This window comes from Streptomyces sp. NPDC052496 (assembly GCF_040679095.1).
Lineage (GTDB): Bacteria > Actinomycetota > Actinomycetes > Streptomycetales > Streptomycetaceae > Streptomyces.
Genome location: NZ_JBFAUH010000046.1, coordinates 17797 through 44005, shown reverse-complemented (window position 1 = coordinate 44005; position 26209 = coordinate 17797). Strand labels below are relative to the sequence as shown.

General features: G+C 69.4%; 19 protein-coding genes and 5 pseudogenes. 14 read left to right on the top strand and 10 right to left on the bottom strand.

Features of this window, described 5'->3' with window-relative positions:
* Nucleotides 1-800: 800 nt before the first annotated feature.
* The 8 genes from AB0L45_RS37455 (at nt 801) to AB0L45_RS37420 (ending at nt 10603) form a co-directional block, all read left to right on the top strand.
* Nucleotides 801-1250 carry a hypothetical protein gene (locus tag AB0L45_RS37455; RefSeq protein ID WP_365848246.1) on the top strand — a complete coding sequence of 150 codons (450 nt, stop codon included), beginning with the start codon at nt 801-803 and terminating at the stop codon, nt 1248-1250.
* Entirely contained in the window at nt 1235-1603 is a 369-nt protein-coding gene (locus AB0L45_RS37450) for a hypothetical protein (RefSeq protein ID WP_365848245.1), read from the top strand. The genes AB0L45_RS37455 and AB0L45_RS37450 overlap by 16 nt, the downstream gene beginning before the upstream one ends.
* A complete protein-coding gene (locus AB0L45_RS37445) occupies nt 1600-2289 on the top strand; it encodes a hypothetical protein (RefSeq protein WP_365848244.1) in 690 nt (229 codons plus the stop codon). Before AB0L45_RS37450 ends, AB0L45_RS37445 begins: the two co-directional genes overlap by 4 nt.
* 96 nt (nt 2290-2385) lie before the next feature.
* The gene (locus AB0L45_RS37440; protein WP_365848243.1) at nt 2386-5223 is read left to right on the top strand and encodes a Helicase associated domain protein; all 2838 of its coding nucleotides are present in this window, start codon (nt 2386-2388) and stop codon (nt 5221-5223) included.
* A gap of 358 nt (nt 5224-5581) precedes the next feature.
* A complete protein-coding gene (locus tag AB0L45_RS37435; protein WP_365848242.1) occupies nt 5582-6388 on the top strand; it encodes a TnsA-like heteromeric transposase endonuclease subunit in 807 nt (268 codons plus the stop codon).
* 5 nt (nt 6389-6393) lie between these two features.
* Complete coding sequence (locus AB0L45_RS37430; RefSeq protein ID WP_365848241.1) at nt 6394-8550, top strand: transposase; 2157 nt, start codon at nt 6394-6396, stop codon at nt 8548-8550.
* A 116-nt stretch (nt 8551-8666) separates the two neighbouring features.
* On the top strand, nt 8667-9653 hold the full coding sequence (locus tag AB0L45_RS37425; protein ID WP_365848240.1) for an ATP-binding protein: 987 nt from the start codon (nt 8667-8669) through the stop codon (nt 9651-9653).
* Complete coding sequence (locus tag AB0L45_RS37420; protein WP_365848239.1) at nt 9650-10603, top strand: TniQ family protein; 954 nt, start codon at nt 9650-9652, stop codon at nt 10601-10603. Before AB0L45_RS37425 ends, AB0L45_RS37420 begins: the two co-directional genes overlap by 4 nt.
* A 768-nt stretch (nt 10604-11371) precedes the next feature.
* On the opposite strand, the gene AB0L45_RS37415 is transcribed toward AB0L45_RS37420, so the two are convergent.
* The 3 genes from AB0L45_RS37415 to AB0L45_RS37405 form a co-directional block, all read right to left on the bottom strand.
* Complete coding sequence (locus tag AB0L45_RS37415) at nt 11372-11863, bottom strand: hypothetical protein (RefSeq protein ID WP_365848238.1); 492 nt, start codon at nt 11861-11863, stop codon at nt 11372-11374.
* 36 nt (nt 11864-11899) lie between these two features.
* Nucleotides 11900-12895 (bottom strand): ATP-binding protein, encoded by a 996-nt coding sequence (locus tag AB0L45_RS37410; RefSeq protein ID WP_365848237.1) that lies wholly within the window; start codon nt 12893-12895, stop codon nt 11900-11902.
* 767 nt (nt 12896-13662) lie between these two features.
* Nucleotides 13663-14583, bottom strand: coding sequence for a hypothetical protein (locus tag AB0L45_RS37405; protein ID WP_365848235.1), 921 nt, complete (start codon nt 14581-14583; stop codon nt 13663-13665).
* 1293 nt (nt 14584-15876) lie between these two features.
* On the opposite strand from AB0L45_RS37405, the gene AB0L45_RS37400 reads away from it, so the two are divergent.
* From AB0L45_RS37400 to AB0L45_RS37390, 3 genes and pseudogenes are all read left to right on the top strand, one after another.
* On the top strand, nt 15877-16359 hold the full coding sequence (locus AB0L45_RS37400; protein ID WP_365848233.1) for a DUF2283 domain-containing protein: 483 nt from the start codon (nt 15877-15879) through the stop codon (nt 16357-16359).
* A 1046-nt stretch (nt 16360-17405) separates the two neighbouring features.
* Nucleotides 17406-18068, top strand: a complete 663-nt coding sequence (locus AB0L45_RS37395) for a rhodanese-like domain-containing protein (RefSeq protein ID WP_365848231.1) — start codon at nt 17406-17408, stop codon at nt 18066-18068.
* 174 nt (nt 18069-18242) lie between these two features.
* Nucleotides 18243-18907, top strand: a pseudogene (locus AB0L45_RS37390) (Tn3 family transposase); the annotation flags it as partial.
* A gap of 332 nt (nt 18908-19239) precedes the next feature.
* On the opposite strand, the pseudogene AB0L45_RS37385 reads toward AB0L45_RS37390, so the two are convergent.
* From AB0L45_RS37385 to AB0L45_RS37360, 6 genes and pseudogenes are all read right to left on the bottom strand, one after another.
* A pseudogene (locus AB0L45_RS37385) lies at nt 19240-19648 on the bottom strand (DUF6010 family protein).
* Complete coding sequence (locus tag AB0L45_RS37380; RefSeq protein ID WP_365848229.1) at nt 19645-19947, bottom strand: DUF3817 domain-containing protein; 303 nt, start codon at nt 19945-19947, stop codon at nt 19645-19647. Before AB0L45_RS37380 ends, AB0L45_RS37385 begins: the two are co-directional and overlap by 4 nt.
* A complete protein-coding gene (locus AB0L45_RS37375) occupies nt 19944-20420 on the bottom strand; it encodes a hypothetical protein (protein ID WP_365848227.1) in 477 nt (158 codons plus the stop codon). The genes AB0L45_RS37380 and AB0L45_RS37375 overlap by 4 nt, the downstream gene beginning before the upstream one ends.
* Nucleotides 20417-20729 (bottom strand): annotated as a pseudogene (locus AB0L45_RS37370) (hypothetical protein). The gene AB0L45_RS37375 and the pseudogene AB0L45_RS37370 overlap by 4 nt, the downstream one beginning before the upstream one ends.
* Nucleotides 20730-20793: 64 nt before the next feature.
* Nucleotides 20794-21030, bottom strand: a pseudogene (locus AB0L45_RS37365) (DJ-1/PfpI family protein); the annotation flags it as partial.
* A gap of 314 nt (nt 21031-21344) precedes the next feature.
* On the bottom strand, nt 21345-21920 hold the full coding sequence (locus tag AB0L45_RS37360; RefSeq protein ID WP_365848225.1) for a helix-turn-helix domain-containing protein: 576 nt from the start codon (nt 21918-21920) through the stop codon (nt 21345-21347).
* Nucleotides 21921-22022: 102 nt separating this feature from the next.
* Between AB0L45_RS37360 and AB0L45_RS37355 the strand changes: the two genes are divergently transcribed.
* Nucleotides 22023-22955 carry a DMT family transporter gene (locus AB0L45_RS37355; RefSeq protein ID WP_365848224.1) on the top strand — a complete coding sequence of 311 codons (933 nt, stop codon included), beginning with the start codon at nt 22023-22025 and terminating at the stop codon, nt 22953-22955.
* Nucleotides 22956-23469: 514 nt separating this feature from the next.
* A pseudogene (locus AB0L45_RS37350) lies at nt 23470-23622 on the top strand (IS5/IS1182 family transposase); the annotation flags it as partial.
* A gap of 618 nt (nt 23623-24240) precedes the next feature.
* Here AB0L45_RS37350 and AB0L45_RS37345 read toward each other — a convergent pair.
* Nucleotides 24241-25161 carry an NADP-dependent oxidoreductase gene (locus tag AB0L45_RS37345; protein WP_365848222.1) on the bottom strand — a complete coding sequence of 307 codons (921 nt, stop codon included), beginning with the start codon at nt 25159-25161 and terminating at the stop codon, nt 24241-24243.
* A gap of 83 nt (nt 25162-25244) precedes the next feature.
* Between AB0L45_RS37345 and AB0L45_RS37340 the strand changes: the two genes are divergently transcribed.
* Nucleotides 25245-25814 carry a helix-turn-helix domain-containing protein gene (locus AB0L45_RS37340; protein WP_365848220.1) on the top strand — a complete coding sequence of 190 codons (570 nt, stop codon included), beginning with the start codon at nt 25245-25247 and terminating at the stop codon, nt 25812-25814.
* The last annotated feature ends 395 nt before the right edge of the window (nt 25815-26209 follow it).

Here is a 26209-nt window from a genome sequence, read left to right as displayed (position 1 = left end):
GTCGTTCCTGCGGAGCAGGACGCGCGCGGCCCTACGGGCCGCAAAGACGATAAACCCTCCGGGTTTATGCAATTCCTCCGGAATTGCCATTGAATTGCTCCGCAATTCAATGCGGGCCGCTTTTCTGTGGTGCAGTGTTCATGGCGCCCACCTCCTTCCTCTGTGGGGTAGGTCAAAGATTGGCAGGCTACTCATTGGGGGTGAGCGGGTGTTTGATGCGACTGGAGCTTGCATCAGCGGTGCCATCCTGACCTTCCTGCTGCTGAACGATCCGGGAACAGGTCCACCGTGTTCCGCTGAGGGGCCGTCAGCCTCCACGTCTCAACACTGCATGGACCCATGCTACGGGACGCCACTCCTCTGTGTCTACGTTTTCCCGAAACTGATGCAGCTTGATACAAGGCCGGGTAGAGTCTGGGAAAACAGCTCACCCCCGGAGTGGTCAGCCCCGTACGATCTTCAGAAGGTTGGTATGACACGTGCACACTTTCCGATTCTGGAAGCGTTACGCGGAAGCGGTCGAGAAGGAATTTCGCGCGAGTGAATTTTCTGGAGCGTCATTTTCGGCGCAGCGCGGTCCGGACAACGATGAAGCCTGTACCGCTTCCTGGTCCTGGGTGAAGCCGGCGCATTTCTTTGCTGGCCCGTCGGAGAATCAGCCGGGTGTCACCTTGTCGTGGTCGTCGCGCCAGGGGCCTTCGGGCGGCTGGTCGTACACAGTGGTCAGCGAGTCCGGGCGCACGGACACCGGCCTGCTACCCGTCCCTATGCTGGCGGCTCCCACTGCGATCGTCGGGGTGATGCCCGCACTCTGGCGTGGTCGGCACCAGTTGCTGCGCGCCACGGACGACCTGTGGGAGCGGGCCCGGGAGACCGAGTCAGCCGTCGAAACCGCCCGTCTGCTGAGCGAGGACAAGTACGACCTCGACTACCAGCTGGACGAGGAGGAAGGCGAGACCTTCGACCGGTGGCAGGCCGAACTGGACGGCGCCAGCACTCTGGAAGGGCACGCGCCCGCGGCACGGGCAGAGCCCGGGCCTGACAGTAATCTCCCGCAGGACGGTGGGGAGCCCACTGGTCTGATCCGCTACCGGATCGTGGCGCAGCGCACCGATTCGGAGCACCCCGGTGCCGCCGTGGTGACGAACTATGCCTACGGGCGGTCGGTCGAGGAGGCCGTCACCAAGGTCCGCCGGGCGCTGGAGAGGCCGGATGGCCTGTACGGGGCCAGGGCATGTACCGGGTGGTGAAGGTGGTCGAGGAGAGCCCGTCCAGCGAGCTGGAACAGCAGGAGGAGGCGCGCCAGCGGTGCCTCACTACCATCCTGGAGAACGCCACCACCACCGTGCGCGGCCGTGAGCCGGACAATCCGGATGCGGAACTCCTCAGCCGCCTGGACGACTTCTTCACCCGCGCCGTCGTCTTCCCCGACCCGCACACCGGCGGCGTTCACCCCCGGCTCCACCAGGCCACGTTCGGCTGGACCAGCGAGCCGCCCGGGATCGAACACGCCAGTGACCCCGGCCGGGCCCTGGCCCTGTTCCTCCTGGCCTACCTCGACCACCACGGCCTGGCCGTCACGAGCCCGAGGAGCGAGCAGTGAACGGGCACCAGGACACTCCCGCGCCTGCCGGCGACCTGAGCGAGGATCCCGTGCGGCGGGTGAGCCAGTACCAGACGGCGGGCACCAACGCCCGGCTGCGAGTGTTCGCGCTCCTGGCCGCCCAGGGTGTGCCCGCGAACGAGGCGGACGACCTGGTCGCCGCACTGGAAGCCGGAGCGGTCGCCGGGGCGCACAGCGAGGTCGTGGAGCTGGACGGCATGGTGCCAGCCTCCCGGGGCGAGGCGTTCGCGGACAGCTGGGATGACGGCGTGACGGCCGTGAGCGAGGCCCTGGTGAGCATCGCGGACCGGCACTGGGCACGACGCGGCGACCGGTTGGCCGGATCCGCCGAGCTGGCCGTACATCTCGCGTACGCACGGCAGCGTGAGCGAGCCGCCCTCGTGCGCCTGGAGGCGTTCGTCCGGGAGACCGTCCTGCCGCGCACCCACCCGTACACCACCGAGCGGCGCCGGGTGCTGGAGGCGCTCGGTGAGGCCGGCGGCCTGTGCACCGCGCGGACGAGGAACAGCGACGGGGACGTCATCGTCTGCACGCTCGAGGCCGGGCACTACGACCCGGACGACAAGCCGCCCTTCAAGGACGGAAAGCCCGGCGGCTGGCACAAGACGGGTGGGGCGATCTGGAACGACCTGGGCGCGGCCTGCATTCCGCACGTGTCTATCTGAAAGCGGCAAAAGAGCCTCGCGAGAAAAGCGCGCTGCTGCGCTGGGCTTCACAAGGTATTACCGCGTTACCCGGATCTTCGGCATAGGAGTAGGTCAGTGAGTGATAACGGTCTTTGGCGGCATCAGATTGAAGCCGATGATGCGGTTTTCCGGGGTCTTTCCGTGCCCCCGGACGGGGTGGTGCCCGCCGGAGGGTTGCGGGGGACGGTGGTCATGGCCACCGGCGCTGGTAAGACGCGCCTGGCCGCGGTCTCCGCCCGGCGCCTGGTGCCCCGGGGTCTGGTGGGGGTGATGGTGCCGACGAAGGAGTTGCTCGCGCAGACCGTCGAGACCTGGCGCGCCATGGGGCATGAGGAGTCGATGATTGCCGTGTGCTCGCTGGGGTCCGCCGATCCGCTGCTGGCGGCGTTGGGGGTGCGGTGTACGACGAATCCGACGCAGCTGGCTCTGTGGGCGTCGGAAGGCGGGCCGGTGACCATCTTCGCCACCTACGCGTCGCTGGTGCCGCAGGGCCTGGAGGACGAAGGCGCCGACACTGAAGTCGAGGACGGCGGGCCGGGCCAGGCCGGCGACTCGGCGCCGGGGGTGCTGGAGCGGGCGATGCGCGGCTCCTACGGACAGCGCCTCGGCGCCTTCGACCTGCTGATCATCGACGAGGCGCACCGCACGTCCGGTGACCTGGGCAAGAAGTGGGCGGCGGTGCTGGACAACGAGCGCATCCCCGCGAAGCGTCGCCTGTTCATGACAGCCACACCACGCCTGTGGCAGGTCCAGCCGGGTTCTGGTGACACCCGTGGCCGTGGATCGGGTGAGAAGGGCTCCGGGGGGCGTCCAGGGGCTGCGGAGGACGATGCTGCGGGTGGTGTGGGGCGGCTGGTCGCCTCGATGGATGACGAAGCGCTCTACGGGCCGGTGCTGTTCGAGTTCGGGCTGATGGAGGCCATCGAGCGCGGCGTCCTCGCGTCGTTCGAGATCGATGTGCTGGAGATCCGCGACCCGGAGATGCCTGGAGAAGGCGCTCCGGTTGAAGAGGTGCGCGGCCGGCGCCTGGCCGCGCTCCAGGCCGCCCTGCTCAAGCACCTGAGCACCGACGCTCTGGGAACGCGCTCGCTGCTGTCGTTCCATTGGCGCACCCTTGAGGCGATGGCGGCCGCGCGGGCGCTGCCGGAGACGGCCGCGGAGCTGTACGAGATGGATCCCGCGGTCTATCCGAAGAGGGTGGGTTCGGAGTGGCTGTGCGGGGAGCATCCGGCCGTCTACCGGCGTCAGGTGCTGGGGCGGTTCGCCGACGGCCTTGATCCTGATGGCTGGGTCAACGACGTGCAGATCCTGCACAGCTGTCAGGTGCTCAGCGAAGGCGTCGACATCCGCGGCCGGCGGGGTGTGGACGGGGTGATCTTCGCGGACACGCGGAGCTCGCCGGTGCAGATCGTGCAGATCACCGGACGCGGCCTGCGCCAGAACCCGGGCGAGGGCAAGGTCGCCCGGCTGATCGTGCCAATCTTCCTGGAGCCGGGGGAAGATCCGCAGGACATGATGGCGTCGGCCTCGTACCGGCCTCTGGTCGCCGTCCTCCAAGGACTACGGGCACATGACTCCCGTATCGCGCAGCGGCTGCTGCTCACCACCCGCACCGCCCGCGGCCGCGCCACCAGCGTCATCGGCCTCGACCCCGACGCCGACGTCGATGAGGAATCCGCCGAGGCAGGCGAAGACGGTGTCAGCGCGGACAGCGCAGGTGACGGTGCGGGCCCGGGCGCCGCGGAGTCGCAGGCCGCTGACGGGCAGGCCCCGGGGCCGGAGGATGATGCCCACGGCGGTCTGGAGGACGGTGGGGCCGACGCCGGCGGGCAACAGGCACGCAAGAAGACAAAGACGCCGTTGCTGCGGTTCTCGCTGCCGAAGAACCCCGACGTCATCGCCGCCTTCCTGCGCACCCGGGTGCTGCAGCCGGACTCGGAGGTGTGGCTGACCGGCCTGAACGCCCTGCGCATCTGGGTGAAGGAGAACGGCAACGCGCAGGTGCCGCTGGACGGCACCGTGGAACTCGGCGAAGACGGCGAGCGCACCTACCGTCTGGGGGCGTGGGTCAGCGAGCAGCGCCGGGCAGCTCGGGCGGGCACGCTCAAGGCGTGGCGCGCCGAGCTGCTGAACGAACTCGGCATGGTCTGGTCGGTCGCCGACTCGAAGTTCATGAAGAACCTGTCCGCGGCCCGAACCTACTACGCGGTCCACGGGACACTCGCCGCTCCGAAGGACGCGGTCGCCGACGACGTGGCGGTGGGGCAGTGGCTCGCCAACTGCCGCAAGGCCGGCGGCCTGGGTGCCAACGAGGAACGGGCCACCGAACGCCGCCGGCTCCTGGAGGCCCTCGATGCGGACTGGAATCCGGCCTGGCCCATCGACTGGCAGCGCCGCTACGTTCTCGTACGGCGCCTGGTGCAAGACGACGGTGCCACACCGAGCGAGATCCACCCGGGGGTTGTCGTGGACGGCGAGGACATCGGACGCTGGCTCAAGGCGCAGCGCCAGGGCTGGGAGCAGCTGCACGACGGGCAACGCGAACGCCTGACCGCCCTCGGCATCAGCCCCACCAGCGGTGGCGAGGAGGCCGAGGGGGCTGTGGTGGAGGATGCGGCGGGAACCGAGGCGTTCCCCAACGGCGTCCCCGGACTCGCCGACATGAACACCTTCGAACGTGGGGTCGCCGCGCTGACCCAGTACCAGGCACGCGAGAACACCCTCACCGTCCCCCGCAAACACACCGAAACCCTGCGGCCCGCAGAAGCCGACGCGGGTAGTGAAGACGGTGGTGAGGAGGTGACAGTGCGGCTGGGCGTATGGCTATCCAACACCCGCACCCGGCGCACCAAACTCACCGACCAGCAACGCGCGGTGCTGGCCGACCTCGGACTCGAATGGGCAACGGCATGAGCAGCGCGGCCACCGTGGCTTCGTGCAGAGTGGAAACGCTCGGTACGGGGTGGGGTGTGCCGACAGCGGGACGCTAGTGGGGATCATGCGCCCGATCCGAGGTGGCTGAAAGCCCAGCGGAGTACCTCTTGGTCGACGCGGGTCCGGCCGGTGCGTTCCAAGGCCGTCTGGGTGTGAGCGGTCAGGCAGGCTCAGTAGCGGAAGTGCCGTGGGCGGCGCAACTGTCTGGTTACGGGCATAGGAGCTCGGCGTCGCGGCCGCCGTTCACCCGTTCGGGTGGCGGATCCGGATCCCGGTGTTCAGCAGCCTCCCATGGACTTGGCTGTCGAGTGTGGAGGGGCACGAGCACAGCAGGCGGGTGCAGCAGGCTGCCGCAGGGGGCGCCGGTGCGGGAATCGAAGCCGCGTTCGTCACAGCCGCCGGGCAGGTGACGCAGTTGCCGTGGGAGCAGGCGGCGGCGTCGGTGCGGTTGGAGGACCTCGCGCCGGTATCCGCGTTTCCGGTCGTTCCGGGCCGCCGGTGGGGACCGGGCTGGTGGTGGTCGGCGACCACCGGACGGCACGTCGTACACGGTTCGGCAGCGATGCGCACCCAGCTGATGCTCCTGGACCGGAATCCGGACGTGACCGGCTTGTCCGCTCGCCCGGTACGGCTGCTGTGGCGGGACACGGCCAACGGGCGGGTGCGCTCGTGGGTGCCTGAGGTGTTTGCCCGGTACGCGGACGGAACCGGCCTGCTCGCCGACTGCCCCTCCAGCCCGAGCGCCGGCGGGGACAGGACGCAGCGGGCACGGATGGTCCTGGGGGCGGCGTGCGCGCGGGTGGGCTGGGCCTACCGGCGCCTCGTGCCACCTCCGGCGGTGGTGGCGGCGAACCTGCGATGGCTGGCCGGCTACCGCCACCCCCGCTATCAGGGACCGCCCGGGATGCGGGCCGCGCTGGCCGAAGCGTTCGCCGGGCCCCGACCGCTCACCGACGGCGTAGCCGCGGTGGGCGATTCCTTGCAGGTCCTACCAGCCGCCTATCACGCGCTGTGGTGCGGGTATCTGACAGCATCTCTCGATGAGCCGCTGCACGAGCGGGCGCTGATCTGCGCTGACGCAGACCGTGGACAGGGCCTCGAAGGACCGCTGAGCAATGTCGGCAGCGATCCGGAGAGGGGTTGAGCCCAGTGGGCGGCACACGCGGTAAGAGCCGGCGGCCGGTGGTGGAGGTCGGCGCGCACGTCGTCTACCGGGGGCAGACCTGGCAGGTGGCCGCGCTGCAGGGCCAGCGGGTCTGCCTGCTGCAGGAGGACGGTGCCGAAATGAGCCTGCTGCTGGGGCGGTTGTTCGCCGATCCGGGCTTCGAAGTGGTCGGCGCACGGGCGCCGGACGCGGTGCCGCAGTGGGGGTTGTTCGAGACCGTTCCGCTGGCGGCCCAGCAGCGGGCTTTGGCGTGGCTGCCCCATATTCGTGAGGTGGAGACCGGGTGGCCGCACCCTGAAGGCAGCCGCGAGGGGCAGGTGATGCGGCCGGAGTATGACCCGGAGCGGTGGACGCTGGCACAGCGGGATGCGGCCAAGGCGAAGGAGCTGGCGGCGCTCGGCTTCGCGCGGGTGACGCGTACGACGGTGGAGCGGATGCGGCACGCCTACCGCAAGCAGGGCTTATGGGGGCTGGTCGACAAGCGTGCGGTGCCGGCCCGCGGACGACATCCGACGGGGTATGCCGACGAGCGGGTCGTGGCCGCGGTGCTGGAGGCGCTGCGGCGCCAGCGTGGCCGGTCGAAGGGGACGGTGAAGGGACTGCAGGTGCTGGTCGGGCAGGTCCTGGAGGATACGCACGGGCGCGGGGTGGTGGAGATGCCGTCACGCTCGACGTTCTACCGGCTGGTGAGCGTGCTGGCCGACCCGGCCGACCGTCCGGGACGCCCGGCGCGTACCGCCACCGCACCCGCCCGCGCCTTGGCGGCGCCGGTGGTGCTGCGGCCAGGGGAGCAGGTGCAGATCGACACCACCCGTCTGGACATCATGGCCGTCCTGGAGGACGGCAGCCTGGGCCGGCCGGAGCTGACCATCGCCGTCGACGTCGCCACCCGCTCCATCCTGGCCGCCGTCCTGCGCCCGCACAGCACCAAAGCCGTCGACGCAGCGCTGCTCCTGGCCGAGATGGCTGTTCCGCATCCTGCCCGCCCCGCCTGGCCCTCAGCGCTTCACCTGTCGCGGGCCGAGGTGCCGTATCAGCGGATGCTGTCGCTGGACGAACGCCTGGAAGGCGCAGCCGCACGGCCGGTGATCGTGCCCGAGACGATCGTCGTCGACCGCGGCAAGATCTACCTTTCGCAGGGCTTCGTCGCCGCCTGCGAGACGCTCGGGGTGAACGTGCAGCCTGCTCCACCGAGGCGTCCGCAGGCCAAAGCCGTGGTGGAGCGGACCTTCGGCTCGATCAACGACCTGTTCTGCCAGCACGTCGCCGGCCACACCGGCTCCCACCCCCAGCGCCGCGGCTCCAAGACATCGGCCGAAGCCCGATGGACGGTCCCTCAGCTGCAGGACTTCCTCGACGAATGGATCACCTGCGGCTGGCAGAACCGGCCCCACGACGGACTGCGCCACCCCGTCCTGCCCAAAACCGCCCTCACCCCGAACCAGATGTGGGCCGCACTGATCACCATCAGCGGCTACGTGTCGGCGCCGCTGAGCGGGGCCGACTACCTCGAACTGCTGCCCGTGCGCTGGCAGCCCATCACCGAACGCGGCATCCGCCTCGACTACCGCACCTACAACCACGACATCCTCGACCCCCACCGCAGCCAGCGCTCCCCCGTCACGGCCAGGGACGGCAAATGGGAGGTCCACCACAACCCCCACGACGCCCGCCAGATCTTCGTCCGCCTCACCGACGGCCAGCTCCACGAAATCCCCTGGGTCCACCGCGACCACGTCCACCAGCCGTTCAACGACGCCGTCTGGCGCCACGTCCAAGCCGAGGTCGAGCAACGCGGGGACCGCCAGGCGCACGAAGCCGACCTCGCCGACGCCCTCGACCAGCTCCTGCGCCGCACCCGCAGCACCCCCGGTACGGCACACGAAACCAGCCCTCGCAAACGACCTCGCGCCCGCGGTACGGCCGTGCCGCTGCCCGACCTGCCCGGGCAGCGGCGCCCCCTCGCAGCAGAGACCGCACCGGCCCCGGAACCGGACTGGAGCGAGAGCCTGGACGACCTCATCGGCACCGACCCGGCCACGGAGCCGGGCACTGGCGATCCGGAGGGCACAAGCGCGGCACCGGCCGAGACAGGCGGCTACGGGCTGTGGGACGCCGAAGCGGAAGCCGAGCAGTGGTGAACGCCTCGCCGGGCACGAGCGATGCACCGGCCCGCAGGTCCCCACGGGCGGCGGACCGGTCTCCCGGGGGCGCGGCAAGCACCACCGATGACACCCCTGATCCGCAGCAGCGATCGGTGACCACCTGGGACGGCTTCCAGGCCTTCGTCACCACTCCCGTGGCCGCTCCTCCCCCACCCGGCGCGCCGCCTCGCAGCCTCGCCGAACGCCTGGCCTACCACTCGCGGTTCGTCACCGTGCGCACCCCCGCCATCGACGCGCTCGCCAAGAACGTGCGCACCCTGATGATCCTCGGTCGCCACCAGACGGTCACCGCACGGCCGTCCCTGATCGTCACCGGCCCCGCCGGTGCCGGGAAAACCACCGCCCTGCTCCAGGTCGGGCGCGCCTGCCACCTCGCCCACACCCGCCGACACGGCGCTGCGGCAGCGGCCGGACAGGCCCCGGTCGCCTACGTCCTGGTCCCGCCCGCCGCCAGCGCCAAGACCCTGGCCATCGAGTTCGCCCGCTACCTCGGCATCCCCGTCACCGCCGGCATGTCCCAGGCCCAGATCACAGGCGCCGTCTGCCACACCTACACCGCCGCGGGCGTGCAGCTGGTGATGATCGACGAGATCCACCGGCTCAACCCCCGCACCACCACCGGCGCCCAGAGCGCCGACCTGCTCAAAGACCTCAGCGAACGCATCGGCGCCACCTTCGTCTACGCCGGCATCGACGTCACCACCACCCCCCTGTTCAGCGGGGTACGCGGCGCGCAGCTCGCCGGCCGCGCCTGCCTCATCGACTGCGCCGCCTTCCCCGCCCGCCTCGGCGACCAAGAGCCCTTCCGCGACCTCATCACCGCCATGGAAAGCGCGCTCGACCTGCGCCACCACCGGCCCGGAACCCTCCCCCGGCTCGCCCCCTATTTGCACGAGCGCACCGCCGGCCGCATCGGCAGCCTTGCCCGCCTCATCCGCCAGGCCGCCATCACCGCCCTGGTCGACGGCACCGAACGCATCACCAGGACCACCCTCGACGCCATCCGCCTCGACCACCTCGCCGAACAGCACTACCAACCCCGCACCCGGCCCCGGAGCCGGAATACCAGCACCCCGTGAGCCGGACAGACATCACCGACCGTGCCGCGGCCGCAGCCGTCCCCGCGCAGCGCGGCGTCCTCACCACGCAGGCATGGCTGCAGGTCCCGTCAGCCGCACCGGGCGTGCTCCGCGTACGGCCGCTGACCGGCGAAGCGACCGCCTCCTATGTGCAGCGCCTGGCCACCGCCTACCGGCTGACGCTGCCCCAACTCCTGCACGGCGCCGGCATCGCCCTGACCGGCCACGGCAACCTGCCAGCAGCCGAACTCCACCTCAACCACAACGCGGCCCAGCACCTCGCCGGCCTGACCCGCACACCACTGCCCCACCTGACGCGCGCCCTGCCCCGGCTCGTCACCGACGACGACACCCACCACACCGCTGCCATCGCGCGCTGGAAACGGCTCGAGGCCGGGCAGCAGCCCGTCCGCGCCTGCACCCTGTGCACCCGCCACCGCAGCCAGAACGCCACCGACACCGCCTGGGTCCACCCGGCACCACACCGGCTGATGTGCCCGCGCCATCAGCAAGCAGCCCCCGACCCGCGGCTCACCTCCACCGTCCGCACCTGGGCCGTGCCGGAGCTTGTCACCGCGCACCACACCCACCAGCGCCTCCTACGACACCCCCGGGCCACCACCGCCTGGACCGCAGCGCGCGCCATCACCACCCGCTGGTACGACCACCAGCAACACCTCACCCACCGCTGGCACACCCGCCTGACCCGGCTCTGCGCGACCAACCCCCACCTGACCACCACGCACAGCGCCTCCCCCACACTCCTGGCGCGCGACCTGGTCACCTACCCCGAAACCATCACCTTCGCCCGCACACTCACCACCCTGCCCCGACAGCAACACCCCAGCGTCGGCCACACCCTCAGCCTCATCGCCCACCGACTCGGACTGCCCCGCCTGGCCAGCAACGCCAACGGTCCCCTCCGGGCCCTCCTCACCCCCACACGCTGACCAGCACCACCGCCCCAGAGTGCGCAACCGCCCACAGACGCACCACCACACCTACGAGAAAACCAAGATCAATCCCACACAACCACCGGACCGCAGACCAACCACCCGAACAACCAAACCGAACACGCCCCCAGCCCACACCCACCACACCCACCACACCCGAACGCAACCACTTCAGCCGCCCCAAGTCCCACCCCAAAGACAGGACACCAGACCACAGCAGCCCAGCCCTCTGAAGATCACCGCTCCGTCACACCAGCCGACTTGGAGGCGCCGAGCATGCCGTATTGGTGCGTCAGTGGCCGTGGCCAGCAGAATGCGGTCCTCCGACAGAAGTCGCTGGACGGGCCGTGCGGGGTATTCGCCCGGCCTGGCAGAGGCAACTTGAGGCTGCCCCCGGGCCGGTCGCGCTGACGCCGGACTACGACCACCCGGCAGCCCTGCCCGTCCGGCAGCGTCGCCTCGACCAGGGCCCGTGGCCCCAGTACGCCGCAACCTCGTCGGACTCCTCCGCCCTTTCGTTCCGGGCTGCCCCGCCTGGCCGGCAGCGCCAACGATCCCCTTCGGGCCTTCCTCACCCACACATGCTGATCAGCACCACCCGGAACCCCGAACTCCCGGAGAGCGCAGCCTCCTACAGACGCACCACCACACCTACAGGAAACCCAAGATCAATCCCACACAACTATCGGACCGCAGACCAAGCACCCGAACAACCAAATCGAACACGATCCCAACCCACCCTCATCACACCCCAACGCAACCGCTTCAGCCGTCCCAAGTCCCACTCCAAAGACGGGACACCAGACCACAGCAGCCCAGCCCTCTGAAGATCACCACTCCGTCACAGGGGGAGATGTTCGGCGGGGTGTCGGTCGTTTCGGACGGATCGGTATCGGCGGCGGTACGGGCGCGGGCGTGAAGTTCGCGGTGGACTGCGGAGGCGTTGCCGTGCCAGTACGCCAGCAGCACCCGGATCTCGGGAGTGATCTCGAACCGGACGGTGCGGCGGGCTCCCGGCTGGGCGGCCGAGGCGGGTGTGGTGGTGGCTTCGGCGAGCCAGCGCCACACGGTGCGGTCCGAGACGTTCAGGCACTGAGCAGTGGTGTGCACATGGCAGCAAGTGAGCCGGCGCTGGGCACGCAGCGCGAGCAGACGGCGTACGGCCGGGGCCCGCAGAGCGGCCATCGAAGTGGGGTCCAGCACGGGCTCGGACAGGGGTAGTGACAGCCTCGGGGCGTCGTCGTCAGGAGTGATCATGGTCATGGAAGTCCTTGGGCCCGTGGGTGGAGTCAGTCAGGGGGTGGGACCGAGGCGGGAACAGGCCCCGGACAGCAGGGCGCGGTCCACCGCGGCCCCGGGGGTGCGGGCCAGAGCCGCGTACGCGTGGGAGGTGATCTTCGCCCAGGTGCGAAAGTTCCCCTTCGCCCAGGTGGCATCGGCATGCAGCAGGTCAGCGTCTGTCGCGGCGTCCCACAGCGGGTGGAACAGGCGCAGCACGGCGGGAATCTGGTCGGTGTCCAGGCGGGGCACCTGCTGCCAGGTCAGCACCCTGGAGGCCAGCGCGGGAGCACGCGCGAGGGTGCGCTCGGCTCCGGCCCCGCACAGGACGAGGGAGGTCCGCGTGGTGGGTGCGTCGACCAGCAGGCGCAGGTAGTCCAGCTCGGGGGTGGCAATACGCTGCACATCATCGATGACCAGCACGCCGGGGGCCTGGAATGCCTGAAGCAGCGCGCGGTCGGCGGCGTCCGTGCGGTTCGTCAACGCTGTGGCGGGCAGGCCGAACGCAGTCAGCAGCGCGGCCCGCAGCTGCGGCAGCGCCGGCTTCACCGCCACCAGCGCACGATGCACCGGGATCCGGCGCGGCAGCAGGCGCAGCGCCGGATGCACCGCGACCGTCTTGCCGTGCCCGGGATCCCCGTACACGCACACGATTCCCCACACCGCGATGGTGTGCGCGATCGCCTCGGTGACCTGGCCGAGCTGCCCCGTGGCAACGACGTGCGCGCCCGGCACGTACAAGCGCACGCCGGTGCTGAACGGTGACGGGCTGGCCGTATCAGCGCATTCAGCCTCGGCCTTTGCGGCGGGGTCGGTGGTTGCCCGGCCGGTCTCGTCGACCGTGCCCGGCAATGCCAACTCGGCCAACGCCCGGTCATAGGCGGCCGCATCGCCCCGGACGTGCGAAGGGCGGGCAAGGTCAAGGACACGCCCCGCGCGCCGTTCCCGGTTCACCGCATGATGCAGCGTCGACAACGACGGCAGTCGGTCCCGCTCCAAAGCGGGAATCACCTCATCGGCGTACGGCCATCCAGCGGTGCAAAGCCATCACATTCCCGCCCAGCTCCCCCAGCCGGGCCCACAACCCATCCGTCAGCGTGAACGCCCCACGCCGCCGGGCAGGCTCGACCCGGCCCGACTCCTTCGCCACAGCCAGCCAACGCCGCACCGTCCGCACATGGACCCCCGCCGACTGCGCGGCGATCCGCACATGCACCGTCTGAAGCGTTCCTGCCTCACCCAGCGCAAGAGGACGACGCACCACCGCCTGCCGCGACAGAGGACGCTGCCGCGAACGCGACGCGGTGCGCTGCCTGTCCGGTGACAGCAAGAGAGACGGCTCAACAGCCATGCCCCTCAGCACACACCCGCCGCCCAGACCCCGAGCACAGGAATGCTCATTGTCACGACAGCCAGAAACGGGGTGTGCTATGCCGAACTCTCGTCCCATCGCAGCTAATTGGTCACCTCATGACAGCCAGAACCAGCATGCCCCACCGACGAAGATGCCGGTAAACAAGCCATCCACCACATCAGAACCCGCTGCCGACCAACCCACTGCTACAACCCCGAACATTCACACCAGCACGAGGCTGTGAGCATGCGTTTCAAGATGTTTCAGGCCCTGGATGCAGTCGGGGTCGCACCCGAGCAGGCGGACGATCAGCGTTGCAACAGGAGGCCAGCGCCTTCTGGCGCGGCGGCGGTGCCGTTCCGTTGCGTTGAGGCCGGCTGCCAGAACAGCCGGCCAGAACGGTGTGGCCCCTTCGCGAGCGCTGTTACATGAGCGACCCGAGCGCCTGCTCGGCCATCTGGACGCCCATTGTGGCGGCCACGGTGGTCCCGGCCTCCAGCAGCTTGTCCTTGAGCTGGGTCGTGAGCTGCCGCATCCGGCCCGGCTCAGGGACCGGTGAGGTCGCTTCGGCATGGAGGTCCTGGGCTACGCGCTCCATGGCCTCGCGGTCCGGCTCGTCCATGCCCAGGGTGCCGCTGACTTGGCCCACGTAGCCAGCCAGTTGGACAAACAGTGTCGGGTCGACGCCGGCGGTGTTGTTCTGGGTGACGTTCTGCTGCTCGCCGATGATGACGCCCTGGGCGTTCGGCAGGAAGTTGTTGTAAGTGGTGCCCCCAACGCCTCGTCGGATGTAGGCGCGCGGGTCGCCGTCGTAGTTCTCCACGCAGTCTCGTCCTTCCGCAGTGATTTCGGCTCGGAGGGGGCCCTTGCGCCCCCACGCGCCCTGGCCGTTGATCAGTCCGTGACTTTTGAGGTATCCGGCGGCACAGTCGATCTCGTCCATAGTCAAGAGAGAGCCTTCGAAGGATGCGGCGGCTGTTCCGGCGAAGTTCTCGACCACCGGCCAGTGCACGCAGTCCTCGTCCTGCAGCCAGAGCCAGTGCAGTACCGCGCGACGCGCAGCCTTGCTCCGCTCCACCGGGGACTCACGGCGTATGCGCCGCTGCTCAGCCGTCTCCAGACCTTCAGGCGTCAGGTTGGCGATGGCTGTCCCCAGGTTGGAGAAGTGGTTGTCCAGGCCGCCCTTGCTCATCGCGTACCCGAGGAGTTCGAAATCCGCGCGACCAGTCAGACCGTGCTCCGTGGCGAACGGCCCGAGTTCCACTCCCCTGTCGGGGCGGCCTTCGGATCGCTCGTATACCCAGTCCAGAAGCGGCTCGTACAGAGCACTGAACTCGTTGGCCATCTACAGCTCCTTCACGTTGAAGAGGCATGTTAGAGGGCAGGTACGGCAATGAGATCGGCATGGACACGCTACGACGGGACGCGGGGTGTCGCAGACCAGCAGCCCTTGGGCGCTGTACGGCGCGGGATCTGTCGCTGCCTGGGGCAAGCGGACCAGCCGCGCAGAGGGCCCGTACGAGGCGGGCGCGGTTCTGGGCGCAGCGGGCAGTGCCTTCCAGCGGGGCGGACAGGCGTTGGTCGGCTTCGCGGAGGACGACGTGGGTGAGGACGCCGCAGCCGTCGCTTTTGGGCAGGGAGGCGGCGTGGCGGCGTACGTCGGCGGCCACGGCGCGGGCGTGCCCGGTGAGCTGGTGGGCGATCTGCTCGTAGTCGCGGGGCGGAGGTCCGGGTTCTTCCACGCGAGGACGGCGGTGACGAGTGCCTCGTGCCGGGCGCGGTCCTGGAGGCGGGCGGCCTCGATCAGATCGTCCGGATCGTAGAGCACGGCGTGGGTGTCGCTCCTCGTGCGCCCGCCGCGTCGCCGTCCTGGTCGTGGTCGCCGGTGCCGGCGCCCGGGGCCTGGACGGCGAGGAAGCAGGCGTAGCCCCGGTCGGCGCGGGCGATCAGCGCCGGGGAAGGCTGCCGAGGGGCTCCTGGACCAGGAGCCGGCAGCGGAGGACGCTGAAAGCGCACCGCACCACACCACCGGGAGACCGCCATGGGCTGGGTGGACCCGCAATACGCTCACCTGCTGCGCGAGGACGGCCGCTACGGCCGCTTGATCAACATGACACTCCAGCTTCTCCGCGCGCGCGAACGGCAGCACGAGGGCCAGGAGGACGCCGTGCCCAGGTGCGGCTCATGCCAGGCAATTATCCGTCACCCGTACTCACCTACAGAAAGGCCAACCAGGCTGATGGCTGAAATGATGCTTCTCCGCAGCAGGGTGCTCCAGGCTGGCGCTTCGGCCGGACTTGCGCTTGCGGCTGTGCTGACCGCCGGGAGCGCCTCCCACGCCGCGACCGGTGCACAGAGCGGCTCGACGCAGACGGCTGAGTTCGGAATTCTTGCTTCCGCACCGTGAGCCATCTCGGGCTACAGTCTCCACTGCTCCGAGGAGATGGCCAAAGACAGCATCACGGGCCCCGAGGCTCAGAACCTAGTGGCCACTAAGTACTCGTCAGCCAGGTGCAACAGGGAACGGCGACCTGGAAGTACACCGGACGTACGATCGTTGTCGTACTCGACAACAGCGGCTACTGCGTGACGGCCTGTCGCCTCTGAAACCACCACTCCGCAGCCAAGAGGGAATTACATGACACGCCGCATGGGCTGCCATATTCGTTACGACCCACAAGTTGACGTGGCTGTGCTTTCCTTCACGGAATCATCCCGTCCGGGCGGCGTCGCACTGGACTTCGATGACGATTCCGGGTTGGCGGGTCTTCTTCGTCTTGGCACAGGAGGAGAGTTTGACTACCTGGAACTTCTGGGAGCAAGACGTGCAATCCCTCAATTCGTGACGGGATTGAACGCGCCGCCGCCGGGAGTGCGGGACTGTTGTCGAGGTGTGGCGAACGTGCACATGACGGTGGTTGACGAGCAAGGAGCGGTTCGCTTCGATCTTGTCGACGCCTCTGTCGACGGAGGCGAGTACGAAATCACAGTACGGGCCAGATCGTCACCCTCGGCCCTTGCCACGCTGAGGTTCGACAGTAATACGGGCGTGCTCCGCTCTTGGACGCTTTTTCCAGTGGGAAATTTGCTTCAGGGCATTCCGGAGGTTACGTCCGACTGATCTAGGTAAATCTTGCGTGCCCCCGGCTCGATTCACAGAGCAAGGGGGGCTCGCTCACGTGGCCTCTCGTGGCTTGGCCCCCGGGAAGAGCTCCAGAAAGCGGGCGCACGTCGGCTCGTCACCGCACACTGGCCCCTGCGTCCGGCAACGCCGGCCGACTGCTGCTCGGCGACGGGCACCAGCGTGACGCCCAGCCGGACCCGGAGTTGAGCAAGCACGGACGCCCCCACCACCCCGGCCGGAACCACCGTGCCGGCCGCGTCATCGAGCAGCTGCTGGTCACCGAAGGCTCGACCACGGGGGTATGCGCCAAGGCGGGCACCAGAATCAGTGAACGGGCCGCCTACGCGTACGAGTCCGCGTACACCCTGTCGGGCGGAGGTGACCTCCATCGCGACGATCACGACATCGCCCTCAGCCCGCCGGAGCACGGCGTACAGGCTCAGACCGCCGGGGCCGGTCTGCCGAGCCCAGTCCCTAGCACGGCGTCCGTCTCTTCGGACAGGGCGGCCGCACGACGCGTCGTCGACGGTCGACCGGACCAGCCGCCGCGCGGCCTTCCACACTCCGGCGAACAACCTCGTCCCCGGCGACACCCTTGACAGCTTCGACATTTTCGTGCGCCACCTGACACGGCCGGTCTCCGACCGGGCCCAACGCCATCAGCAGGGCCATGACCAGGCGTCCGCCTGACCGTCCTCGCTTGGAAGAGAGTCGGGGCGGCGTTCCGATGAGGAGGCCGCGTCATGGCCTTGTCCGCCGCTCGCCCCTGCGCTTCCGGCCGCCGGCGTTGATCACCTGATCCGCCGACGGCCTGCCGGACCGCACCGACCGTTTTGCCGCCTTGGCAAGCGTCCTTGCCACTCATGGCCACGTGCGGGCAGGCTGTGTCCAGAAAAACGCCGGCGTTCACCACTGGCAGTCGGCGTCTCTCGATTTCGGGCGTGTTCCTTTTTACGCCGGGAACTTCTCCGGTCCGAGCAGCGCGCCGAGGGCCGAACCCGCTTTACAGAGCAGAGGGGCAGCAGGTGGAAAACCGTCATGTCGTGATCATTCCGATCGAGATCGACGAGGAAATGGAAAGCTCGTATCTCGACGCCTGGCAGAGCGCTGCGGAAGTGATGGCTGCACAACCCGGTTTCCTTCGTACGTACATGTTCCGCACGACCGTTCCGGGGAGCAAGTTCCCTCTCGTCAACGTGGCGGAGTGGGAGTCCACCGCTCACTGGGAAGAGGCGATGAACGTCTGTCCGATGATGGGACAGCAGATAGCCGTTGTCCACGCCTCGAACTACGAGGCGATCCGGACGGTCCTGCCCGCCGCACAGCACAGCTCCGGCTCCGGTGACGGCCACACTCTCGCCGAACTGTCTCCTGCCGAGGCCCATCGCCGCGCCGCCGACGGGAAGCTCACGCTGATCGATGTCCGCGAAGCTGCTGAATGGGCAGCACGTCACCCGACCGGCGCCGTCCACGCCCCGCTCAGCACGTTGGCGGCTTCGCTGTCGGACCTGCCTGACGGCCCACTGGCCTTCCTATGCCGTACGGGCACCCGCAGCGTGCAAGGCGGTACGCAGGCGATCCGCGCGGGACGGACTTGCGTCTACACCGTGGCGGGCGGCCTGGGAGCATGGGAAGCGACGGGGCTGCCGATCACCCTCCCCGGCCGCGAGGACGCGGCGGCCAACGGTGACCGGGCGCAGTGCTGACCTGGCAACGGGCCCCTATGGTGCGCATGCTGATCGCCGCGTACTGCCGGCGCACAGACGTGTCCCGCGACTCCCTGCCCGCCACCTGCAACTGAGTCAGTACAAAGGGACGCTGAAGGTGCCGCAGCCGGCACCCGCGTCACGGCCGGGCCGCAAAGTCGCCGGGGCCCTGGAGACCTGGCGCGCAACCGGGTGAACCCGGACAAGTCGTTCACGCACTGGCCGGCCATGCTGCGGATGGCCGGCTCCCCGGCGTGCGGGCAACTCCACGCCTGCGGCCTGCTGCAATGTTCGGACGCGAAGGACGCCCGAGGCCGAGAGGGCAGGCGCCCGCCGAGCACGGGCGGATCGCCAACACGCTGCACCTGCCGAGGGTGGCCGACCCGGACGACAGTACCTACCGCAGGCAGATGAACCAGCAGCTCACAGTGCAAGGACCCCGCCACAAGCCAACGAGGGCCACCTGCCACGGAAAGCGCGAGCAGATCATGCAAGCGCACCGGGAGAGGCAGGAGGAGGATCAGCTTGGCGCACTCGGCCTCATCCTGAACGCCGCGGCGCTACGGACGACCCGCCGCCCGGATGCCGCCGTCATCCAGCTGCGGCCTTTGCCCGCCGAGGAGCAGGCGGGCGACGTCCCAGACGAGGACGCCGCCCGCCTGTCTCTGCTGCGCCACGCGAACCTCAACTACCTGGGCCGTTACGGCTTCCGCGCATCCGTTCCGGCAGGTGGCGGCCTGCGCCTACCGCGCGACGCGACCGCCGGCGGCGCGGACGCGGACGCGGATGATAAGGACGCGGATGAGGATGAGGATGAGGATGAGGACAACGAGCGGTGACACGGTCCGATGCCCGCCGACCTGGCGCACCAGGAGGCGCTGGTGTGGACCGACCGGGTCCGTGCTCCCGAGCGGCTGGACGAGGGTCTGGACGAGTTCGGCAACCCTGTTACGGGGAAGTGGAGGCCAAGGGCATTGGCCAGGAGCTGCGGAGCGGATCCGGGGCGCCACGATCGAGGGCTACCTGGGCACCCAGTCTTAGGTGCTCGAGGACTTCGCCCGGGCGGGCGTGCGTCTACGCCCGCGCCTACCGCGATCTCATCGATCGTCAGGTGCCGGTGCACTCTGGTCAGGCTGGACAGGAAGGACCGAGGCGTGATCGTGCGCATGGTCTACTGTCCGGCTGGGCCTAACCAGCGGCGGACGAGCGCGATCAGGGAAGGTCCTCCGCGGGAGCACCACAGGGCGATGACCGGATCGCAGGTGGCGCATGCCAGGGACAAGTCGTGGGAGGACGGCAGGATCGGATTGCCCTTGAGGTGGTGGGCCATGCCCCATGCGGTGTGGAGCAGCCAGCCGATGCCGATGAAGGCCCCGGCTCCAGTCCGCGGTAGGCAACGTAGGCCATGAGCGCGACGAACGGGAGCTCCCACGGGCCAATCCGCCCCCGCTCAGCTATGCGGCTCCGGCTCCGGCTCCGGCCACCATCATCGCGTTGAAGCGGCGTCGGTGCGGTTCTTTGATCAGGGACATCAGCAGGCAGTAGACGATGCCGACGATCACCGGTGGCACCAGGTTCATGAGGGCATGACTTCTTCCGGCTGGGCGCGGGCCGTATCGACGCGGTCGAGCTGTCGCAGCGCGAGCAGTCCGCCGATGCCCGGAACGACGGCCAGGGTCTTGGCAGCGGCCGGGGCTGCTCGAGGCGCCAGGTCGCGATCACGACGAACAGGGTAGGCGCAGCCATGGGCGGGGCCCATCAAGGATGAAATGGGCTTGAGGTGGACGGTGAACACGTTGGCCGGCATCACGATCAGGGAGATCAGCTCGGCGTGAGCCGCGATGCGCAGGTGGCGCGGAGATCGGAGGTATGTGGTCACACCCTTGTGGTGGAGCCGGGCCGGATGATCACCAGTACGGTGACCGCGGTCCAGAGCAGGTTGAAGATGCCGGTGAGCAGGGCGAGACGGCCCGGTGCCAAGGGGGTCGGCACCGGCAACGGCGAGGCGGAACGCGTTGTCTTGGCCAGCGCACGGTCCTGCGCGGGCAGGGTCAGCAGGGCCAGGACGCCGGCGGCCGCCGCCGTCAGCAGGATCGAGGTGATCAGCCAGGTGTCGCCGAGGACGCCGAGACTGCCGGCCGTGGCGAAGCCGAAGAGGGGAACGGCGAGGCCGATGCCCGCGTAGACCCGGCAGATGCGGTGCGGTGTCCGCAGGGTCGTGCGGGCGTCGCCGTCGCCAAAGTCGCCGAGGGCGCGGCGCAGCGTCGCAGGGAGCATGCTCGCGGCGACCGTGACCGGGCCGACGGCGACGGCGGCGGCCAGGACATGCAAGGGCAGAAGGAGCTTGGTCACGCCCGGTACTCCGGGGCGGTCTGACGCTCGCCGGTGGCTTTCGAAGACGGAAGGCGGCCCGCCTTGGAGATGCCCTGGACGGTGTCGCCGTCGACTGTCACGTCGAACGCCAGGTTCAGCGGCAGGGGCTTGGTGACGGCCTGCTTCCAGGTGAGCCGGTCGCCGTCGAGGGTGATGTCGCCGAGTGGTGCTCGCCGGGTGCGTGGGCGACGCCGGTCAGGGTGCCGTCCTGCTCACGGAGTTCAGCCACGGCCTGATCTTGCCGATGGGGGTGGTGACGGACAGGTTCCGGGTGCCTTGGACGGACATGCTGGTGCTCTTCCTGACTGTGCAAGGGGGATGGTGAGCGACGGACCTGCGAAGGGCCGAGTGCTCAGAGGGGGGTAGGCGTCGGGCCCTGGGCGCGCCAGACGGTGCCGCGCCGCTCGTGGCAGAAGAGCTCTTCGACGGCGTGCGCGACGCGGGGGCCGATCTCGCGCTCCAGCAGATACAGGGCCAGATCGAGCCCGGAGGTGACGCCCGCGCCGGTGATCAGATCGCCGTCGTCCACGATGCCGGCGCGGACCGCGTGGGCGCCGGTGGCGTTGAGCATGTCGAGGCCCAGGTGATGGTGTCCTCATCGTGTGCGAGGCCCGTTTCGCGGAGTAGGGCCGCGCCTCGGCGGGGGTGCAGTACTGAGCTCGACGACGTGCGGCTGCTGGATCGGGTCGGGTGCGGCGTCACCTGGCCGGGCAGCGTGAGCTGGTAGCCGTACCAGCAGGTGCCGGAGCGGTCGCGGCGGCGCCGGGTGACCACCGCCCGAACCGTCTGCCCGTCCGGCAGCATCACAGGCGGCCCCCTGGTGGCGGACGAACGGGAGGGGCTTGTTCCGACCGTGCGCCATTCCCGCTCTTTGTGGCTCGCAGTGATCTTTCAGGTGTCGCCTCACCATTTCGCTACGGTGTCCCCGGTGGCGGCAAGGAGAGCTTGGGCCTGATTGCGGGCATGGCTGAGGGGGTCCGCGAAGATGTGCAGGCCGTGGGCGACGAGCGCTCCTTCGTGCAGCAGCATGAGTGTCCGGCCAAGATGGCCGGCCCCGTCCGGGGTGATGTCCCTGGCGAGGTCGGTGAACAGGGCGAGCATCCACTGCTTTTGCCCGGTGATGACCGGGTAGGCCGGGTGGGACGGATCGCTGATCTCGGCGTGAGCGTTGACCATGCCGCACCCCTTGGAGCTGTTCTTCGCCGACCACGCGCGTGAGGCATCGAAGACGGCCAGGACGCGCGCCGCCGGCACCGGCTGCGCGGCGTCGAGGCACTGGGCGAGGAAGGCCCGCCAGCGTTCATCACGGTCCGCGAGGTACTCCACGACGATCTGCTCCTTGGAGCCGAACCGGTCGTAGAGGGTCTTCTTCGTCACCCCGGCCTCGGCGGCGATCAGGTCCACCCCGACGGCATGGATGCCGCGCTCGTAGAACAGCCTCGCGGCGGCTTCCAGGACGCGCCGTGCGGCAGGCGTCATCGTGATCCGTCGCGGTCTCTCGGTAGGGCCCATACCTCTGAAGTATACCGATCTGTATAGTGAGCCGACAGGTATACCGATCTGTTTAGTGGAGGGTGAGGCGTGAAATTACTGCTCTCGATCGCCTTCGTGATCTGCTGGAGTTCCGGGTTCATCGGAGCCAAGCTCGGTGCGGGCAGTGCGTCTGCGATCACGATCCTGATGTGGCGGTTCCTGCCGCTGGCCGTCATCCTGATCGTCGTTGCCACCGTCTCCGGAACGGCGTGGCGGGGCCTCACGGTGCGGGATGTGGCCCGGCAGGCCATGATCGGCGTACTGTCGCAGAGTGGCTACCTGCTCACCGTCTACTACGCGATCCAACTCGGGGTCTCCAGCGGCACCACAGCTCTGATCGACGGCGTCCAGCCCCTCGTCGCCGGAGCGCTTGCCGGACCGTTGTTGCGTCAATACGTCTCGCGCAAGCAGTGGATCGGCCTGTGCCTGGGGGTGAGCGGCGCCACCATCGTCACCATGGCCGATGCCGCGGCCGGCACCGGTGCGGCTTGGTGGGCCTATCTCATCCCCTTCCTGGGCATGTTCTCGCTGGTGGCGGCCACGTTCCTCGAAAGCCGCTCCCACGTACGGGTCGCACCCGCAGTGTCGCTGACCGTCCACTGCGCCACCAGCGCCGTCATCTTCACGGCACTCGCCGTCAGCGCCGGAGCCGCGAAGCCACCCGCTGAGCTCTCATTCTGGGCAGCGATCACCTGGCTCGTAGCCTTGTCGACCTTCGGCGGATACGGGCTGTACTGGCTCATCCTGAGGCGCTCGGGAGTCACCAAGGTCAACACGCTCATGTTCCTCATGGCCCCGGTCACGGCAGTCTGGGGAACCCTCATGTTCGGCGAACCGTTCGGTCCGCATACCGCTGTCGGCCTGGCCGTCGGTCTCGCAGCAGTCGTCATCGTCCATCGTGGCGACACCTCATCCACCAAGGTGTGCGCGCGGGATACGGGCACGGGCGAGCCCGCGAGGCCAGCCAAGTACGGCGCCTGACACCCCTGCCGCGTCGGAGAGGAGGAGCTTCCTCGTCGTCCGCGGCCCGGGCCGCCAGGTACTCGGCCCCGTCGCGCCTGGGCGTAGGCCACCCGGCGGAGCGCGGTGTGGCGGCGCCTCCCGGTCACGTCGGCGAGGATCGGACCGGAAGGATCAGCAGCGAGCGCGGCCAGCGCCGCGTTGCGCGGCGCGAGCCGGAATACCGTGACGGCTCAGCTTCTACGTCATGCCGTGCGTCGACGTCGGCTTACCCGCGACCATGCCCGGAAAGAGCCGCCGATGTCCTGGGGAGCTTGCGAGAACTGCGGCCGCAGCTGGGGCTGTCCGGCGAGGCGCCGAAAGAGCTCGGCGAGCCGTGGAGGCGACAGCACAGCACGGCCGCCCAGGACCAGGTGGGCGCGCTTGCCGCAGAACTCGAGGTACTCGGGCATCAGATGGCAAAGCCGTTCGGTTACGGGCCGAGTGGACGGCCTCCTCGTCTCGGTCCGCTGCTGAAGGGCGAGGAGGAGGACAGCGCCGCCACCGCACGGTCCGCGCCCGGATCGAGCGCGCCTTCTCCCGGATGAAGAACTGCAAGCTCCTCCGCGGCTGCCGGCAGTGTGGCGACGGCCTCCACCACGCCGCCCAAGCCGTCGCCCGCATGCACAACCTCGCCCTCGCCGTATGACCGCACAGCCCCGCACACCGCCCCGACCTGCGACATCACGACCTTCTTCGGCACCCTTCAGGGAACGGCGGGGAGCTCGTCGGCGGCCAAATTCTCACGCACAGCCGGTAACCAGCACATATGCGAAGAGCGTCATGTTCTCCGCCGCCGAAAGCGCCGGCCGCTTCATTGCGATCATGGCGCGACTTCCGTCCCGGACAGGAGACAGACAGACGTCGCACCTCCGTCCCGTGCCCCTCGGTGATGGCGGCACCGACATGGCCTGGTCGGGTTCGCGGCGCTCCGTAAGCACCGCCTGGCTGGGACAACGCGGAACGCCCCGGCGCTGGCCTGTGGGGACGCCGCGTCCGTGAAGAAGTCCAGGGACGGAGGAGCGGGGACCGCGGTCAAGGGTGAACAGCTGGCTCGCAGAGCATCACCAGGGAACGTGGTCGGCCTCCACCCCCTGGACGTCGAAGCCGGACTTCGAGCAGTGTTCACCCGACGCAGGGCCACCGATGTACTCGTGTCACGCCCAGCGGTCTACCGGATCAGGCCGCGGAGCGCAGACGAACCCACAGAACGTTCACGACGCGCTACACGCCCTCGCCCTGGTCACCGGGTCCACCTCGTGCCGGTTCACAGCGCGATCACGATTTTGCCGTGAACATGCCTCTCGGCCTGTGTCGTGACGGCTTCGCGAATCTGCTCGACCGGGAAGGTCGCCGCGATCGGTACCGTGATCCGGCCGGAACGGATCGCGTCGGCGATCCGTTCCAGGGCGCCCGGGCCCGCATCGAGGGCGCCCGTCTTGCGCACACCGGGCGGCGGGGCGGGGCCGTCAGCCACGACGGAGATCCGCTCGGGTGCCACGCCGAGCTTGAGCGCGGTCTCGGCCGCCTCCCTTGCGAACAGGTCGGTCGCGGCAGTGATCCCCTCGGGCGCCAGGGCCCGCACCCGGTCCGCCAGGCCGGGGCCGTAGGCCACGGGTTCGGCGCCGAGCCCGCGCAGGAATCCGAACGTGCCCTCGGAGGCGGTGCCGAGCACCCGGGCACCCGCGAGCTTCGCCAGCTGTACGGCGAAGATGCCCACGCCACCCGCCGCCCCACCGATCAGGACGGTGTCCCCGGCGCGGAGCCCGATCGCGGCGAGCGCGGCGGAGGCCGTCAGACCGGACACCGGAAGCACGCTCGCCACCTGGTCGCCGATGCCCTCCGGGGTGGGCCACAGTGTTGCCGCAGGTGACTTGACCAGCACGAAATCGGCGACGGACCGGCCGATCGCCGCCCCGTAGACCCGGTCGCCGGCCGCGAATCCCGTGGCTTCGGGGCCCACCTCGTCCACCACGCCGGCGAAGTCGCTGCCGAACCCGGCCGGCAAGGTGATGCCGAACCGCGCCGCCATGTCGGGCTGTGTGGTGATCTGCCAGTCCATCGGGTTCAGCCCGGCGGCCGTGACCCGGACGCGCACCTCGTCCGGTGCGGCGTGCGGCTCGGGTATCTCCTGCAGTTCGAGGACTTCGGGACCGCCGAAGCGCCGGTAACGGACAGCTCTACTCATCGGTGACCTCTCCTGACCAGTGATGGGACTTGGTCTCATCGACCCTACATCAGCGATGGGACCAAGTCCCGTACACTGCTCCCATGGCTCGCTGGCAACCCGACGCACCCGGACGACTCGCCGCCGCCGCCCTCGACCTCTTCGAGGAGAACGGCTACGAGAACACGACCGTGATCGAGATCGCGGAACGGGCGGGGCTCACCAAGAGCACGTTCTTCCGGCACTTCCCGGACAAGCGCGAGGTGCTCTTCGGCGGGGGCACGGTGACCGGTCTGCTCGTCGAAGGGATCGCCTCGGCGCCGCCGGAGGCCGGGCCGCTCGACGCGGTGGCGGACGCCCTCGACGCGCTCGGCCGGACGTTCTTCACCGCCGACCGCCGCGAGTTCAGCGCCCGGCGCCAGGCCGTGCTGAACGCCCACACGGAACTGCGGGAACGCGAAGCCCTGAAAAGGATCGACCTCACCGCCTCGATGATCGAGGCCCTCAACCGCCGCGGAGTCCCGGGCCTGACCGCGCGCGTGGCCGCGAAACTGGGCACGCTGGTCTGGGAGATCGCCTTCGACCGGTGGGTCGGCACCGACGACAGCGAGGGCTTCGGCCCGCTGGCACGGCAAGCGCTCGCCGAAGTACGCGCGGCCTCAGCCGTGAGCTGAGGCGCGTATCGCGTCACGATCGTTCTGTGCGTCTGCCCGTGCGCCAAGGCCTGATCCGGTAGACCGCTGCGCGCGGCACAGGCACGGCAATGCCCCGCGAGCCACCTTGCCGGCCTCCGCCTTCGCACCTCGATGATCCGGCTCAAGGGCCTCCCCCGAGGTGCCCGCCGATCACGACTCAATACGCGCCCCAGTGACAGGTGGTGCTGAGGCTGACCCGTACCCCGCCTGTCTTCGCAGCCCTGGCTGAGGAGAGCATTCGATGGGCAAAGCCTGGGCCGGCGGCGCCCAGCGCCCGGCCGACCGTGCTGGACGAGATGCGCGTCTCCGAACCGGTCGGCCGGCTCCCCCCGCACCCGGCCGGACGCCGCGGCCGCAGACCAGGCCCACTCCCC